The organism is Streptomyces cyaneus, assembly GCF_004028635.1.
In the GTDB taxonomy this organism is placed as follows: Bacteria; Actinomycetota; Actinomycetes; order Streptomycetales; family Streptomycetaceae; genus Streptomyces; species Streptomyces cyaneus.
Genome location: NZ_RQJW01000011.1, coordinates 215,158 through 230,759, shown reverse-complemented (window position 1 = coordinate 230,759; position 15,602 = coordinate 215,158). Strand labels below are relative to the sequence as shown.

At 70.0% G+C, this 15,602-nt stretch carries 9 protein-coding genes; 2 read left to right on the top strand and 7 right to left on the bottom strand.

Going from position 1 to position 15,602, the window contains the following annotated elements:
• Positions 1-40: 40 nt before the first annotated feature.
• Complete coding sequence (locus tag EHO50_RS34860) at positions 41-1,228, top strand: sulfotransferase family protein (protein ID WP_128435237.1); 1,188 nt, start codon at positions 41-43, stop codon at positions 1,226-1,228.
• Positions 1,229-1,252: 24 nt separating this feature from the next.
• On the opposite strand, the gene EHO50_RS34855 is transcribed toward EHO50_RS34860, so the two are convergent.
• The 7 genes from EHO50_RS34855 to EHO50_RS34825 all read right to left on the bottom strand — a co-directional run bounded on the left by EHO50_RS34855 (position 1,253) and on the right by EHO50_RS34825 (position 12,267).
• Positions 1,253-1,969 (bottom strand): glycoside hydrolase family 12 protein, encoded by a 717-nt coding sequence (locus EHO50_RS34855; RefSeq protein ID WP_164905035.1) that lies wholly within the window; start codon positions 1,967-1,969, stop codon positions 1,253-1,255.
• Between the two features lie 48 nt (positions 1,970-2,017).
• Positions 2,018-4,237, bottom strand: coding sequence for a glycosyl hydrolase family 95 catalytic domain-containing protein (locus tag EHO50_RS34850; protein WP_128435235.1), 2,220 nt, complete (start codon positions 4,235-4,237; stop codon positions 2,018-2,020).
• The gene (locus EHO50_RS34845) at positions 4,234-6,228 is read right to left on the bottom strand and encodes a beta-galactosidase (protein ID WP_128435234.1); all 1,995 of its coding nucleotides are present in this window, start codon (positions 6,226-6,228) and stop codon (positions 4,234-4,236) included. Before EHO50_RS34845 ends, EHO50_RS34850 begins: the two co-directional genes overlap by 4 nt.
• Entirely contained in the window at positions 6,228-8,453 is a 2,226-nt protein-coding gene (locus EHO50_RS34840) for a WD40/YVTN/BNR-like repeat-containing protein (protein WP_128435233.1), read from the bottom strand. The genes EHO50_RS34845 and EHO50_RS34840 overlap by 1 nt, the downstream gene beginning before the upstream one ends.
• A 128-nt stretch (positions 8,454-8,581) precedes the next feature.
• Positions 8,582-9,517, bottom strand: a complete 936-nt coding sequence (locus EHO50_RS34835) for a carbohydrate ABC transporter permease (RefSeq protein ID WP_128435232.1) — start codon at positions 9,515-9,517, stop codon at positions 8,582-8,584.
• Positions 9,514-10,548, bottom strand: coding sequence for an ABC transporter permease (locus EHO50_RS34830; RefSeq protein WP_128435231.1), 1,035 nt, complete (start codon positions 10,546-10,548; stop codon positions 9,514-9,516). The genes EHO50_RS34835 and EHO50_RS34830 overlap by 4 nt, the downstream gene beginning before the upstream one ends.
• Before the next feature lie 27 nt (positions 10,549-10,575).
• A complete protein-coding gene (locus EHO50_RS34825) occupies positions 10,576-12,267 on the bottom strand; it encodes an extracellular solute-binding protein (RefSeq protein ID WP_128435230.1) in 1,692 nt (563 codons plus the stop codon).
• Positions 12,268-12,639: 372 nt separating this feature from the next.
• Between EHO50_RS34825 and EHO50_RS34815 the strand changes: the two genes are divergently transcribed.
• Positions 12,640-15,480 (top strand): glycoside hydrolase family 3 C-terminal domain-containing protein, encoded by a 2,841-nt coding sequence (locus EHO50_RS34815; protein WP_128435229.1) that lies wholly within the window; start codon positions 12,640-12,642, stop codon positions 15,478-15,480.
• The last annotated feature ends 122 nt before the right edge of the window (positions 15,481-15,602 follow it).

Sequence of the window (15,602 nt, the reverse complement as noted above, 5' to 3'; positions counted from 1 at the left end):
CCTCCCCCACAAGCCAGTTCGGCCCGATAGAGTCGACCGCGTGTCCTCGTCTCCGATAGCCCTCACCCTGGCCGACCTGCTGCTGCGTCCGGGCTTCGGGTCCCGCCGCGGGCACGACCGGGTCTTCGACCGGATCGCGGTGGAGGCCGGGCAGACGCCGGGAGACCGGCAGTTCGTCGACGACTTCCGGTCGCTGCTGGGCTGGTGGGCGCGGGCCGAGAATCTGACCCCGGTCGGCTGGCAGTCCGCGCAGGTCTTCGTGCGCCGGCATCTCACCAACCGGGCCCGGGTGCGGCGGTTGATCGCCGAGCATCCCGAGATCGAGCGGGAGCCGATCGAGAAGCCGGTGTTCGTCGTGGGTCTGCCACGCACCGCGACCACCGTCACGCACGCCGTACTGTCCCTCTCTGCCGAGCATCGAAGCCCGCTGCTGTGGGAACTGCTCGCGCCCGACCTGGAGTTGCCGCCCCGGCAGCGCCGGAAGGCGGTCACGGCGGGGCGTCGTCTGGTCCAGGGCACCAACCTGTTCGCGCCGCGCTTCCGCGACATCCACGCGATGGCCGCCGAGGGCCCCGAGGAGTGCACCTTCGCCCTGCCGCACGCCCTGATGCCGCTGTCGCAGGCGCTGATCCCCGAGTACGCGGCGTGGTACCGCGAGCGGGACTTCGTCGACGACTACCGGTACCTCGAGCAGGTGTTCCAGGTCCTGCAGTACGGCCGCCCGCGCCGCCGCTGGATCCTCAAGTCCCCCCTGCACCTGGGCAACCTCGACGCGCTGCGCACGGTCTTCCCGGACGCCACGATCGTGTGGTGCCACCGCGATCCGGTGACCGTCGTGGCCTCCTTCTGCAGCCTGATCGAGCACGGCATGGCCGTCAGCACCCGCCCCCTCGATCTGCACGGCATCGGCACCCTCTGGCTCGACCTGCTGAGCCGCGCCATGACCCGCGGCCTCGCGGCCCGCGCCGCCATCCCGCCCCACGCCCTGGTGGACGCCCCGTACGCCTGGCTCGCCGCCGAGCCGGCCACGGGCGCCCCCAAGCTCTACGACGCGATCGGCGCCCGCTGGTCCGACATCGAGGCCGCCCGGCTCCCCGGTGCAGTCGCCCGCCCGAAGGGCACCCGACCGCACCGCTACGACCTGGCCCGCTACGGTCTGACCCGCGCCGAGGTCGAGTCGGCGTTCGCGGACTACAACGCGCTGCGGGCCGAGGTCGACCCCACCTGAGGCGACCCCGGCCCTGTTGGCACGTCAGCTGCTGCTGACGGTCAGGTTGTTGGTGGTGAAGTCCAGACCGCCGGACGACGAGGTGATCTCGTAGCCGAACTGGACGTCACCGATGGTCTCGTTGGAGGACATCCAGCCCTTGGTGCCCGAGATCCAGGTCAGGATCGGCTTGATGTTCACGGTGCCGGAGCTGGAGTCGGAGGTCCGCAGGAACGAGAACACCTCGTTCGCCCCGTTGGTGCCCTTGTAGACGGTCCAGGTGTGGCCGCCGAGCGTGACGTTGCCCTGCGAGGTGCCGAGCGGACCGACGGCTCCGTTGTAGTTGACCCAGAGCATGATCTCGTAGTCGTAGTCGGTGTCCCAGATGTCGTACGACGTGTTGTACGCGCCGGAGGACGGGACGGTGACGTTGTAGCTGCTGGTGAGCGAGCCGAGGGAGGCGATCGTCTTGTTGATCACCTTCTTGGAGTTGGGGTAGGACTTGATACCGCCGGTGTTGGGGTGGTTGGCCCAGACACCCCAGTTGGTACCGGAGTTGGCCCATATGCACTGGCTGCCGGCGCCGGAGCCCCAGATGTTGTTGTAGAGCGTGTAGCCGTTCAGGCTGGTGTTGCCCCACTGGTCGCAGGAGTTCCAGACCGCGGCCGAGGCGGGGGCGGAGGCGAGGCCGACGACGGCACCGAGGGCCATCGCCGGAGCCAGCACGGCCGTGGTGATCTTGCGCAGTGCGCTCTTTGCCATGGTGTCCCTTTCCATGGGTGGGGGGAATTGCGGGGGATTTGTGGGGGGTTACCACGTCCCCAGGGTGAGGACGTGATCTTCTCCGGCGACGAGGTCGAGCGGTTGTGCGTCACCGTCGCCGAAGGAAGTCCGGAGTTCGATGCGGAGGGAGCGGGACGGTTGCAGGACGGCCGTGGCCCCGTCCGGCGTCCAGGTCAGATCGATCTCGGCGCCGAACCGCGTACGCACGCCTCGGAGTCGGCCCTCCGGGAGGGCGGCCGGCAGCGCGGGCAGCAGGACCAGCCGGTTTGGGGTCGACTGCACCAGCATCTCGATCAGTACGGCGGGCAGGGTGTGCGCGGCGTCCGCGTTGTAGACGTCGCGCTTCGGGTAGTGGGCGCTCATCAGGGAGGCGTGGAAGAAGTCGCCGTCCAGCACCTGGTCGAGGGCATGGGCGACCCGGCCGCCGTCCCTGAGGCGGGCCGCGATCAGGGCGTGATGGAGGTGGCCGTGCGCTGAGTCGTTCTCGGCGCCGCGGAGTTCCAGGGCGCGGTGGGCCGCTGCCGCGAGGTCGGGGGTGTCGTACGGGGTGATCTCGTCGAGCGGCCAGACGCCATAGAGGTGGCTGAGGTGGCGGTGGTCGTAGGTGTCCTCCAGGCCTGGCCAGGCCCATTCGGCGAGGGCGCCGTCGTCGTTGATCCGGTGCGGCGGGAGGCGGTCGGCGAGAGCGCGCCAGCGGTCGGCGTCCGGGGTGCCCGGGTGGTAGTCGGCGGCCGTGCGCAGGGCGTGCCGGGCCGCCGAGAGGTCCATGGCGGCGTTGAGCGTGCCCCAGCTCGCGTTCGCCGGGCGGTTCTCGGGTGAGTAGGAGGGGACGACGACCAGGTTGCCGTCGCTGTCGGTCCGGGTGAGGAAATCCTCGTAGAACCGGGCCACTTCGGCGAGGAGGGCGGCGGTGCGCGGGTCACGGTCGCCGCGTGTCTCGTCGTGGTCGACGAGGGGCTTGAGGAGCCAGTCGGCGCCCGCGGTCCACAGGTGGAGGGGGTACTCGCGGCTGAAGTGGTAGAGGTGACCGGACTCGCCGTCGGTGTGGGCGGGGGCCACCACGCCACGGGTGCCGAAGATCGCGCGGGCGTTGTCGCGCCAGTGGTCGACCTGGCCGTGGATCAGGGCGGCGTGGGCCTCGGTGACCTCCGGGAGCGCTGCGGCGGCGGCCGACGCGGTCTGGAGGTTGACGTTGGCATCGGTGGTGAACGCGCCGGACCACGCCGTGTCCCAGTCGCCGGTCCACAGGCCGGTGAGGCGGGGCGGGAGCATGCCGGAGGCGGAGAGGAGATGGTAGCGGCCGGCCGCGAAGAGACGTTCCAGCAGGGCGGGGCTCTTCGGGCGGCGCACCAACTCCGAGCCGGGCAGGGCCCTTTCGCTGTCGTCGGCGCCGAGGTCGAGGCCGACGCGGTGGTAGGCCGGGCGGTGCAGGTCGGCGTGGCGGGCGAGGAGGTGGTCGTACGGGTTCTCGTCGCCGTCGGGGAGCAGGGCGCGCAGTGCGCGCGCCTCGGCGAGGGCGTCCAGCTCGCCGGTGTGGCGCTGGACCCGGGTGAGGAGGAGCAGTGACCGGGCGCTCTCGACGCGCATGCCGGGCAGGGAGGTGCGGGTGCTGCCGCCGGTGACCAGGGCGAGCGTGACGCCGGTGTACGCGCGGTCGCTGCCGGGGTAGCGGACGCGGAGGGTGAGGAGTGCGCCGTCGGGGGTGAGGACGGCGCTGTGTCCGACCGCCAGGTTGTAGAGGGCGCCGGGCAGTTGGTGGTCCAGGGTCACGTCGGCGGTGAGGCCGGGTTCGGTGACGTACTGGACGATGACGTCGTCCGCGCGGGAGACGAAGACCTGGCTCCGCCAGCCGCCGCGAGTGGCCGTGCAGGCGCCGGTGGTGAAGTCGACCTCGCGGCGGTAGTCGTCGGGTTCCCCTCCGGCTGCCGACCGGCGCAGCCGTATCTGGAAAGCGGGATGGAAGGGCTGCACCCACTGCAGCTCCCGTCCGTCGGTGAAGCCCTCAGCCGCCGTGACGTCTCCGGCGAGCAACCGGTCCTGAAGCCGCGGGAGTTCGGCGGCGAGGGCCGGTGGGCGGGCGTGTTCGCTGCCGTTGGGGCGGACCAGGGTGTGGTGGTTGACGATGACCCGGTCGCTGTTCGGATCTCCGAACGCCATGATGCCGTGTCGGCCGTTGCCGCTCAGGAAGGCGTCCTCCCAGCGGGCGGCGGGTGCCGGTTCCCAGGTGTCGTGTACCGGTCCGCTCATGAGGCGGCCTCCAGCACGGCCACGCCGTACCGGCCCAGCTCCACCGCGTCGGTGACATCCGCGCCGGTCAGCAGGGAGCGGTGGCGTCCGGGCACCGGCACGGTGACACCGTCGCGCCCGTGGTTGAGCAGGAACAGCAGCCCGCCCCGGCGGACCGCCTCCACCCCGGCCGGGAGCCCGGTGAGGGTCGGTCGTACGCCCGCGTCGGCGGCGATGTCGGCGAGCAGTGTGCGCAGCGTGTGCGGCTCGGGAAGGGTGGAGACGTACCAGGCGCGGCCCCTGCGCAGGACCGCGGGGAGCCCGTCCAACTCGCCGCCCTTGTAGGGCATCACGGCGTCCACGTCGTCCGCCGCCTCGATCTCCTCGGACCACAGGGTGCCGTGGAAGCCCTCGACTTCGGCCTTCTCCCCCGCGTCCAGCGGCCACCACTCGTGCAGGACGCGAATGCCGAAGAGGTCACGGAGACGGGCGTCCATGCCGCCCGCCCGCACCCGGTCGTCCTCGTCGGCGACGCCGGTCTGGAAGCCGGCGACGAGGGTGCCGCCGCCCTCGACGTAGGCGAGGAGGTTGTCGATGGCCGCGTCCGTCATCAGATACAGCTGCGGGACGACGACCAGCTTGTACGTGGACAGGTCGTGCTCGGGGTGGGCGAAGTCGGCGACGGTGTGCGCCTCCCACAGGGCGCGATGCCAGGCGCGGACCACCTGCGGGTAGTCGGCCTCGGAGGACAGCCGCCCGTCCTGCTGGCTCGCCCACCACGCGTTCCAGTCGAGGAGTACGGCGACCTCGGCGGCCTCGACCCGGGCGTCGGCCACCTTCTCGCTCAGCAGGGCGAGTTCGGCGCCGATCCGCTTGACCTCCTGGAAGGTACGGCCGTGCTCCCCCGCGTGGCTGACCATCCCGGAGTGGAACTTCTCCGAGCCCTGCCGGGACTGGCGCCACTGGAAGTAGCAGACGGCGTCGGCGCCGCGGGCCACGGCCTGCAGGGACCACAGGCGGTTGAGGCCGGCCGGCTTGGGGTGGTTGACCCCGCGCCAGTTGACCGGCCCTGCGGCCTGCTCCATGACCATCCAGGGGCCGCCGCACGCCTGCGAACGCGTCATGTCGTGCACCAGCGCCCCGTACTGCCCGCCGAACGGATCACGCGGATCCGGATAGATGTCGACGGAGACGACGTCCTCCCGCTCCGCCCAGACCCACGCGTCCTGCCCCTGCCAGAACGGCATGAAGTTGGTCGTCACCGGGATGTGCGGGGTGTGCCGGGCGACGATGTCCCGCTCGGCGAGGTAGCACTCCAGCAGCGCGTCGGAGGTGAACCGCTTGAAGTCGAGCACCTGGCCGGGGTTCTTCATGTAGTGCGCCCGGCGCGGCGGCAGGACCTCGTTCCAGACGCCGTAACCCTGGCTCCAGAAGGCCGTTCCCCAGGCCTCGTTGAGGGCGTCGAGGGTGCCGTACTTCTCCTGCAGCCAGCGGCGGAAGGCGGCCTCGGCCTCGTCGCCCCAGTCGTAGGTGCAGTACTCGTTGTTGATGTGCCACATCCGCAGGGCCGGGTGGCTGCCGTAGCGGGCGGCGAGGTCCTCGGTGATGGCGGCGGCGTAACGCCGGTAGGTGGCGCTGGAGTGCGAGAAGTGCTGGCGGGAGCCCCACCATTCGGTCCGGCCGTCCTCGTCGCGCGGGAGCGTCTCGGGGTGCAGCCGGCCCATCCAAGGCGGGGGCGAGGAGGTGGGGGTGGCGAGGACGACACCGATGCCGTTGTCGTGCATCAGGTCCATCAGCCGGTCCAGCCAGCCGAACTCCCGTGCCCCGGGGCGGGGTTCGAGCTTCGCCCAGGAGAAGACGCCGAGGGTGACCGAGTTGACCCCGGCGTCCTTCATCAGCCGGACGTCCTCGTGCCAGGTCTCCTCGGGCCACTGCTCGGGGTTGTAGTCGCCGCCGAAGAGGATGCGGCCACGGGTGGCGTCGGCGAGGCTCGGCCGCTGTGGCTCCGGCATCACACCAGGTCCCCGTACTGGACGCCGCGCCCGTTGGTGGCGACGTAGACGCGGCCGTGGATCCGCGGGTCACCGGTGATCGTCTCGCCGATCCAGCCCCACTGGTGCTGGTCGTCGTTGATCCGCACCCAGGTCTTCGCCCCGTCGTCGGAACGGTGCACGGCGGTGATCGTCCCGGTGGAGCCGACCATGTAGATCGCCGGGTAGTCGGCGCCGTCGGCGGCCTTGCCGAAGCCGAGGGTGTACGAGGCCCAGCAGCTGGCGACCTTGGTGAAGGTCGCGCCGCCGTCGGTGGACCGGTAGAGCCCGTTCCCCTTGGTGGAGAGCCACAGATCACCGCTCCGCCCGGGCGCCGCGACCAGCTCGAACTGGCTGTCCCCGGAGGGCAGTCCGCTCGCCCGGGCGGTGAAGGTACGGCCACTGTCAGTGCTGGCGAGTAGCGTTCCTGTGTCGGTGTCGTACGCGTAGAAGAGCGTCGGGTCGGCCGGGTCGGCTACCGGCGTGGCGCCCTTCGGGAAGGAGGAGACCTCGGACCAGGTGGCGCCGTTGTCCGCCGAGCGGTAGGCGGGGTACTTCGTGCCGTCCCAGTGCACGAAGACCCAGAGCAGCACACTGCCGTCGGCGTTGGTGGCGATCGGCCCCGGTGCGTCCTTGGCGATGGAGGGCTGGGCCGCGAAGGGCGCCCAGGTCTGCCCGCCGTCGTTCGAGTAGGCGCCGTTGCCGTGGTCGCCCCAGCCGGTACGGACGACATACGCCGACTTGGCCGCCGCCTGGGCGAGCCCCGTCGCCGACCCGAACACGGGGTTCGATGCCATGCCGCGCGAGGGGGATGCCGTGAGCGACTCGTGGTACATCACGCCGATGTCCCCGTTGCCGCTGATCAGATGCGCAGCTCCGACCGGCGGCGAGATCAGCTGGCGAACGGACGTCTCCTCCAGGCCGCGGATCTGCGGGGCCCAGTTCCTCAGGTCCCGCGTGCCGTAGAGGGTCGCGCCGGTGCCGTAGACGATGTGCCGGGAGTCGTACGGGTCGAGGGCGAGGGCCTGGATCCACCAGCCGAACTTGGGCTTGTCCTGGCCCCACTTGAGGAAGGGGGTCTCGGAGACGTCGAGGACGGCCGTGTCCTTCAGGGACGTCCAGGTGCGGCCGCCGTCGGTGCTGCGGAACACCGTGTCGACCGCCGCCCAGCGGTTGTTGGTGGAGACGACGAGCGTGCCGGGCCGGCGGGCGTCGACGGCGACACCGCCGTACCCGAAGGTGTCGGCCGATCCGTCGGCGGTGGTACCGCCGGGCTTCACGGGCGTGACCTCGGTCCACTTGCCGTTGAGGGTGCACAGCTTGTGCACACTGCCGTCGGACTGGCCGTTGGGGCCGGGTGCGTTGGCGTACGTCACGTACAGGTGGCTGGTGCTCCGGTCGTACGCGGCGCGGATCGGGACCTTGGCGGCGGTGCCGGAGGGCTGGCCGGGGACGGCTTCCCAGGTGGTGCCGTCGCTGGTCCGGTACAGGTTCTTCGTCCCCGACGTGCCGTCGCCGTCACCCCACCCGGCGTAGAGGGTGCGCCCGGCGGCGACGAGGAGGGTGACGCCCTGGCCGCTCGCGCTCGGGGTGCCCGGGAAACCGGAGGCGGCGGCCCAAGTGGCCCCTCGGTCGCTCGACTTCAGCAGCCCGTCGTGCCGGGTGCCCAGCCACAGCGTGTCGCTGTCCCTCGGATCGACGAGCAGCCGCTCGCCCGCACCCCGGCCGTCCTCATTGCCGCCGAGCTTCACGGTGAGGTCGGTGCGAGCCCAGGTGGCGCCGCGGTCGTCGGAGCGCAGGACGGCACCGTTGGTGGCCCAGGACTGGGCGTAGGTGCCGAGGGCGAGGTAGAGGCGGCCCGGGTGGGCGGGGTCGACGGCCATGGCCTCGACACCGAGAAGGTTCCAGTCGTCCCAGCCGAGGTGGTCGGTCAACGGGGCCCAGTTCGCGGTGCGGTCGTCCCAGCGGTAGGCGCCACCGATGTCGGTACGGGCGTAGGCGAGGCCGCGCACGGAGGGGTGGAAGAGGACGCCGGTGACGAATCCGGTACCGCCCATGACGGCGGTGCGCCAGCGGTAGGCCTGGCCGGCGGCGGCAGCGGGCTCGGCGGCGGAGGCGTGCCCCACGAGGGGCGGGAGGGCGGTGACCGCGGCGGCGGCTGCGGTGCCGGCGAGAACGGCTCGTCTGCTAGGGCGGGACGCGTGCATGACACATACCTCGTTGTTGAAAGAAGGGGGAGTGGAGCGCCCCAAAGGGGCGCGGGGAACTGCGCGACCAGCCACATACGACCCGCAGCCGCCGGACGAACCGAAGCACCCCACTGAGAGGGCGCCAATCAACCCTTGACGGCCCCGGTGAGCATGCCCTTCTTGAAATGCCTCTGGACGAAGGGCGAAAGCACAGCCACCGGCAGCAAAGCCATCACCATTACCGCCATCTGCACAGCCAGCCCCGAAAGCTGCCCCGTCTTGATGGCCTGCCCCAGCCCGACCGGGGCCTCCTGCTTCTGCACCAGCTGGATCATGACGTTCTGCAGCGGCATCATGTCCTGGTCGTTCAGATACAGCGACGCGTTGAACCACGCGCTCCAGTACCCGACCGCGTAGAACAGCGTGATCACCGCGATGACGGCGCGCGAGAGCGGCATGACGATCTGCCAGAGGATCCGGAAGTCCCCGGCCCCGTCGATCCGCGCACTGTCGGTCAGCTCCGGCGAGATCCCCATGAAGAATCCGCGCAGCACCAGAATGTTGAAGACACTGATCGCGCTCGGCAGGATCAGCGAGAGATAGCTGTCCGTCAGCCCGAGCGTCTGCACCAGCAGATACGTCGGGATGAGACCGGCGCTGAAGAACATGGTCGCGAGCAGGGTCATCAGAATCCAGCGATGCCCCAGCGACCCGGTCCGCGACAGCCCGTACGCGCACAGCACGGACACGGTCATGGAGAAGGCCGTACCGACCAGGGTGACCAGGACGCTGATGATCGCCGCGCGGGTGACCTGACCGCCGCTCAGCAGCTCCTGGTAGGCGATGAAGGTGATGTCCTTCGGCACCATCACCAGACCGCCGGCCTCGTCGATGGTCTTGCGCGTGGAGAGGCTGGTGACGATGACGATCCACAAGGGGAAGAGGATCGCGAGGCAGGCAAGGCCGAGGACGAGACCCTTGCTCGCCAGCCCTACCTGGCTGGGCCGCTCCTCCCATACGGGCCGGGGCGGCGCGCCCCACCGGCCGGGCTTGGGTACAGGCTTGTCGATCACGGCGGTCATTTCTTGTACACCCCCTGCTCGCCCATCAGATGGGCCACCTTGTTCGCGGCCAGGACGAGACCGATGCTGATGACGCCCTTGACGAGTCCGGCGGCGGCCGCGTAGCCGAAGTCCTGGTTGCGGACGCCGTTCCACCACACGAAGGTGTCGAGCACTTCCGCCGCGCCCGGTCCCACGGCATCCCGTTGCAGCAGGATCTGTTCGAAGCCGACCGTGAGGGCATCGCCCACGCGCAGGACCAGCAGCAGCGCGATGACCGGCCGCAGCGCGGGCAGGGTGACGTGCCACATACGACGCCAGCGTCCGGCGCCGTCCATCGCGGCGGCCTCGTAAAGGTCGGGGCTGACCGCGGCCAGCGCGGCGAGGAAGACGATGATCCCCCAGCCCGCGTCCTTCCACACCGCCTGCGCGGTGACCAGGAACTTGAAGGTACTCGGGTCGGTCATGATGTCGAGGCCGTCGTACCCGTGATCGCGCAGCAGCGTCGAGAGCAGTCCTGCGCCGCCGAGCAGTTGCTGGAAGACCGCGATCACCAGCACCCACGAGAAGAAGTGCGGCAGATAGAGAACGGCCTGCGCGATCGCCCGAACCCGGGGCCTGACCACGCTGTTGATGAGCAGCGCGAGCAGGATGGGAATCGGGAAGAACAGCACGAGCTGGAGGAAGAACAGTACGAGGGTGTTCTGGACCGCCTGCCAGAACGCGGAGTCCTCGAAGATCCGCTGGAAGTTCTCCAGCCCCACCCACGGGCTGTTCAGCATGGACACGACGCCGTTGTCGCTGATGTAGGGGTCGTAGTCCTGGAACGCCACCACATTGCCGAGGATCGGCACGTAGTTGAAGAGCAGGACCAGGGCGACCGCCGGCAGCGTCATCAGGAGCAGGACGCGGTCGCGTCTGAGCCTGATCCGCAGACTCAGCTTTCCCGAGGGTGGTTTCCTACCGGATCCGGTAGCGCCGCCGGATGCCGCCGGGGTCTTCGCCGTCGTGTCGGCCTCGGTCCTGCTCCGAGGCACCGTGCTGTGGGACACGGCCGTTCTCCTTGCCTCGGTACCGGGTCAGCTGGCCGCGGAGCCGTTCTCGTCGAGGATCTGCTTGTACCAGTCGCGCAGCTTGTCGCCGCCCTTGCTCTTCCAGTCGGAGACGGCCTGCTGCATGTCGCTGATCTTCTTGCGGCCGCGGACGATGTCGTCCTCCAGCTGCTCGAAGTCGTTGGCGAGGTTGGTGTAGCGGTTCGGCTCGGTGATCTGCATGCCCCAGAAGGTGGACTTCTTGGTGAAGGCGCCCATCCGCTGCTGCCACTCGACCTGGCCCTTGGCGACATCGGGGAAGTCGGGGTGCGCGATGGTCGAGGCGGGGCCGTCCACCATGACGTAGGCGTTCATCACCTCCAGGTTGCCCTGGTCGGTCTTGGTGGGGACGCCGTCCTTGACGGTGTAGTGGGTGCCCTCCACGCCGTAGTTGGTCATCATGTACTCCTTGGTGCCGTACGGCGCCGCGGTGACGTTCGCGACGGCCAGCACGTCGCGGATGACCGACTCGGGGGCCTTCTTGTTGACGAAGGCGAAGATGCCGGCGGGCTGCTCGGCATAGATGGTGGGGTTGCCTCCGTCGTGGCCCCAGACGTCCATGCCCCAGATCTTGAAGTCCGGGTTCTGGATGGCCTGTTCGGCGGTGCGGCCCCACCACTGGGAGATGTTCTGGGCGTAGATGAGGAACTCGCCCTTCGCGAACTTGGGGCCCGGGTCGGGGGCGTTCTTGCCCATCTCGGCATCGGGGTGGACGACCCCCGCCTCGAAGAGCTTGCGGGACCACTCCAGCGCTTCGAGGTACTGCTCGGTCTCGATGCGGTAGACCAGTTTGCCGTCGACCATGTTCCAGCCGAGGGGCTTCTCGCTGCCCGAGAAGACACCGAAGGCCTGCCAGGCGGTCCACTTCATGTCCAGACACGCCCAGCGCTTGGCCTTGGCGTTGGTGATCTCCTTGGCCAGCGCCATGAACTCGTCGCAGGACTTGGGTATTTCGTACCCTTCCTTCTCGAAGATGTCCTGGCGGTACAGGGGCACGATGCTGGGGGCCCACGGCGCCGGCTGCGGCAGGCCGCGCAGCTTGCCGCCGAAGATGGAGCGCTGCCAGGCTTCCGAGGGGATCGCGGCGAGGTTCGGGTACTCCTTCACCGCGTCGCCGGACAGGTAGGGGCCGAGGTCGGCGAACTTGCTGATGATGGCGGTGGGTATCTTGCCGTTCATGTTCCAGCCGGGGACGACCACCACGTCGGGGACGTCGCTGGAGGCCAGCACCGCGCCGAGCTTCTGCTCGTAGGTGTTGCCGTCCTGGTTCTGCCAGGCGACGTCGACGCCGATCAGGTCGTTCATCGCCTTGTAGTAGGCGTTGCCGCTCTTCGGCGGGGAGCCCCAGAACGGCGACATGATGGTGACCTTGCCGCCCTTGCCGAGCTTCTTCGGGACCGAGGTCTTGAGGGTGGCCAGGTCCAGCTTGCTGGTGAAGCCGACCGCCGAGCCGTTCTTGGACGGGATGTCCGGCGTCACCACATTGCTGGCCACGTACGCCGGAAGGATCTTCTTCGCGTCCTTGCCCGACGTGGTGCCGTCTCGCGACCCACTGTCCGACCCACCGCAGGCGGAGAGCAGCGGCATCCCTCCCGCCACCGCTGCGGTGGCGACCGCCGTAGAGGCGAGGAAGCTTCTCCGGCTGGGTCCGGAGGAGGCGGAGGCGGCATTCGGCGTCATTGCGTCAACCCTTCATGGCGCACCTGGACACCCGGCGGTGGGCCGTCGGCTGCGGTGTCTTAAGTGGATCTGGCTGAGCTGAAGCGATCCTTCGACCACTGCCGAGGGCCGTGCACCCCTGAAGTGGACGAGCCTCGTAGTCGAAGCGCTTCGATGTTGCTGCGAGGTTAAGTGAAGGCATGGGGGCGCACAAGGGTCGCTTCCAAGATTCCTCGGGGCCGTAGAGGATCCGACCACTCTCTTACAGTGCTTGAAATAACGGTCAGGAGTCGGAGTTGTTGCGCCGGGGTGTCTTGACACCCACCCCTGGATCGAATGAGCATCGAAGCGCTTCGAAAGCGCCTCGCCGCTCCACCGCAAGGGGATCCCCACGTGACCGCACAAACGCCGCCTACGCCGCCTTTCCGCGATCAGCGACTGCCGTTCGCGAAGCGCATCGACGACCTGCTGTCGCGGCTCACCCTCGACGAAAAGATCGGATTCCTGCACCAGTTCGCCCCGGCCGTCGAGCGGCTCGGCATCGCCGAGTTCCGCACCGGCCAGGAAGCGCTGCACGGCGTGGCCTGGATGGGTCCGGCCACCGTCTTCCCCCAGGCGGTCGGCCTCGGCGCCACCTGGAACACCGATCTCGTACGACGGGTCGGCGAGGCGGTGTCCAAGGAGGTCCGGGCGATGCGCGCCCGCGACGACCGCGTGGGCCTGAACGTCTGGTCCCCCACCGTCAACCTCCTGCGCCACCCCTTGTGGGGCCGGGGCGAGGAGGGCTACTCCGAGGACCCGAAGCTCACCTCGGCCATCGCCACCGCCTACACCCAAGGCCTGCGCGGCGAGCACCCGACGTACTGGCGCACCGCCCCCGTCCTCAAGCACTGGCTGGCCCACAACAACGAGACGGGCCGCGACGTCACGTCCTCCTCGGTGCGCCCGCGCGTCCTGCACGAGTACGACCTGCGCGCCTTCCGCGAGACGGTCGAGGCCGGCGCGACGGCCGGGGTGATGCCGGCGTACAACCTGGTCAACGGCCGCCCCAACCACGTCTCGCCGTATCTGCGCGAGCACCTGCGCGCCTGGACCGACGAGGACCTGCTGGTCTGCTCCGACGCGGGCGCGCCCTCCAACCTGGTCGACTCCGAGCACTACTTCGACACCCACGAGGAAGCCACGGCCGCCGCGATCCTCGCCGGCGTCGACAGCTTCACCGACCACGGCACCGACAGCTCGAAGATCACCGCACGGGTCCGCGGTGCCCTGGAGCAGGGCCTGCTGACCGAGGCCGACATCGACACCGCGGTCCGCCGCCAGCTCTCGGTCCGCTTCCGCCTCGGCGAGTTCGACCCGGAGTACGACCCGCACGCCCTCACCAGGGACTTCGACACCCCGGCCCACCGCGCCCTCGCGCAGGAGGCCGCCGAGCAGTCGGTCGTCCTGCTCAAGAACAGCGGCGGGCTGCTGCCGCTCGCGCCCGACACCCGGCTGGCCGTGGTCGGCCTGCTCGCCGACGAGTGCAAGCTCGACTGGTACAGCGGCACACTCATCCACCGCTCCACCCCGCTGGAGGGCCTGTACGAGCGGTTCGGCGCGGAGCGGGTCGAGTTCGCCGAGGGCGTGGACCGCATCCGCCTGAAGACCTCGGCCGGAGCCTTCCTGCACGTCCCCGAGGCAGACGCCGCCGACGAGGTCCGCGGCGCCGAAGGTGCCCTCGACCCGGCCCTGCTCGCCGGCCGTACGGATCTGCCCCCGCTGGCCACCGACCCGACCGGCACCGAGTTCGCGCTCGTCGACTGGGGTGAGGGCGTGCTGACCCTGCGCGCCCCCGACGGCCGCTATCTCTCCGTCGCCGAGGACGGCTGTGTCCGCGCCTCCGCCGACCAGCCCGGAGGCTGGGTCGTCCAGGAGACGTTCCGCCTGGAACCCCACGAGAACGGACACCTCCTCCGGCATCTCGGCACGGGTCGCCACGTCTCAGTCGCCGCCGAGGGCGTCAGGGTTGCCGAAGCGAATCCGGAAATCTTCGAGCTCATCGTCGTCGAAAGCGGCGAAGACGCAGTGACCAGGGTCACCTCACAGGCGGACGTGGTCCTGGTGGTCGCGGGCAACGACCCGCACATCAACGGCCGCGAGACCGAGGACCGTACGACGCTCACCCTCCCCGCCCACCAGGAGCGCCTGCTACGCGCCGCCCACGCGGCCAACCCGAACACGGTGCTGGCACTGGTCTCGGCGTACCCCTACGCCGTCGACCCGGCCGCCCTCCCGGCGATCCTCTGGACGTCCCACGGCGGCCAGGCAGCCGGCACCGCCCTCGCCCGGATCCTGGCCGGCGACGTCTCCCCCGCCGGCCGCCTCCCGCAGACCTGGTACGCCGACGACGCCGACCTGCCCGACCTCCTCGACTACGACGTGATCGGCAGCCGCCAGACATACCTGTACTTCGAGGGGACCCCGCTGTTCCCGTTCGGCCACGGCCTGTCCTACGCGACCTTCTCCTACGCCGACCTGAAGACCCGCGTGACGGACGAAGCGCTGCACCTCTCCTTCACGGTCACCAACACCGGTGACGTGCCGGCCGACGAGGTCGCCCAGCTCTACACCCGGGCCGTGGACCCGGCGGTGCCGCGCCCGCGGCGGGAGCTGGTGGCGCACAGCCGGGTGCGGCTGGAGCCCGGCGAGCAGCGGGAGCTCACCTTCGAAGTCCCCTTGTCGTCCTTCGACTTCTGGGACGTGGCGCGAGGTGGCTGGCGCCGCGAGCCGGGCCCGTACGAGATCCTGGCCGGCGCCTCCAGCGAGGACATCCGCCTGCGGACGACCGTGCTGCTGGACGGCGAGGCGGCCGCACCACGCCCCGTGCTCCGACGCGGACTGCAAGCGGCCGACTTCGACGAGCAGAGCGGCGTCGCGATCGTCGACCGCACGAAGGCGTCGGGTGACGCGGTGACGCCGGCGCAGGGCAGGTCGGGCGAACTGGTCTACCGCGACTGCGACTTCGAAGACGGCGTCACGGCGGTGACGGCGACCGTGTCCGGCGACGGCGCGGTCGAGGTGTCGCTGGACGGGGGCCCGGTGCTCGCCGTGCTGACGTCCCGGGCGCCGGACGACGCGAGCCCGTACGACTACTCGACGCAGCGCGCCGAGATCATCGCCGAGGGCGTCCGGGACGTCCACCTCAGGCTGCGCGGCCCGGTGCGGCTCGCGCACGTCGGCTTCTCCGGTTGAGGGTCCGGAGCAGCCGACGTAAATGAAGGGGCCCGGCACCGGAAGGCATCGGTGCCGGGCCCCTTTTTTCATCCCGGGATGCGGACCACTCTAGCTGAAAACGATTGTCACAAGCTAGAGCG

Coding starts and splice junctions, on each gene's coding strand:
- EHO50_RS34855 (WP_164905035.1), bottom strand. CDS start 1,969: ATGGCAAAGAGCGCACTGCGCAAGATCACCACGGCCGTGCTGGCTCCG.
- EHO50_RS34850 (WP_128435235.1), bottom strand. CDS start 4,237: ATGAGCGGACCGGTACACGACACCTGGGAACCGGCACCCGCCGCCCGC.
- EHO50_RS34845 (WP_128435234.1), bottom strand. CDS start 6,228: ATGCCGGAGCCACAGCGGCCGAGCCTCGCCGACGCCACCCGTGGCCGC.
- EHO50_RS34840 (WP_128435233.1), bottom strand. CDS start 8,453: ATGCACGCGTCCCGCCCTAGCAGACGAGCCGTTCTCGCCGGCACCGCA.
- EHO50_RS34835 (WP_128435232.1), bottom strand. CDS start 9,517: ATGACCGCCGTGATCGACAAGCCTGTACCCAAGCCCGGCCGGTGGGGC.
- EHO50_RS34825 (WP_128435230.1), bottom strand. CDS start 12,267: ATGACGCCGAATGCCGCCTCCGCCTCCTCCGGACCCAGCCGGAGAAGC.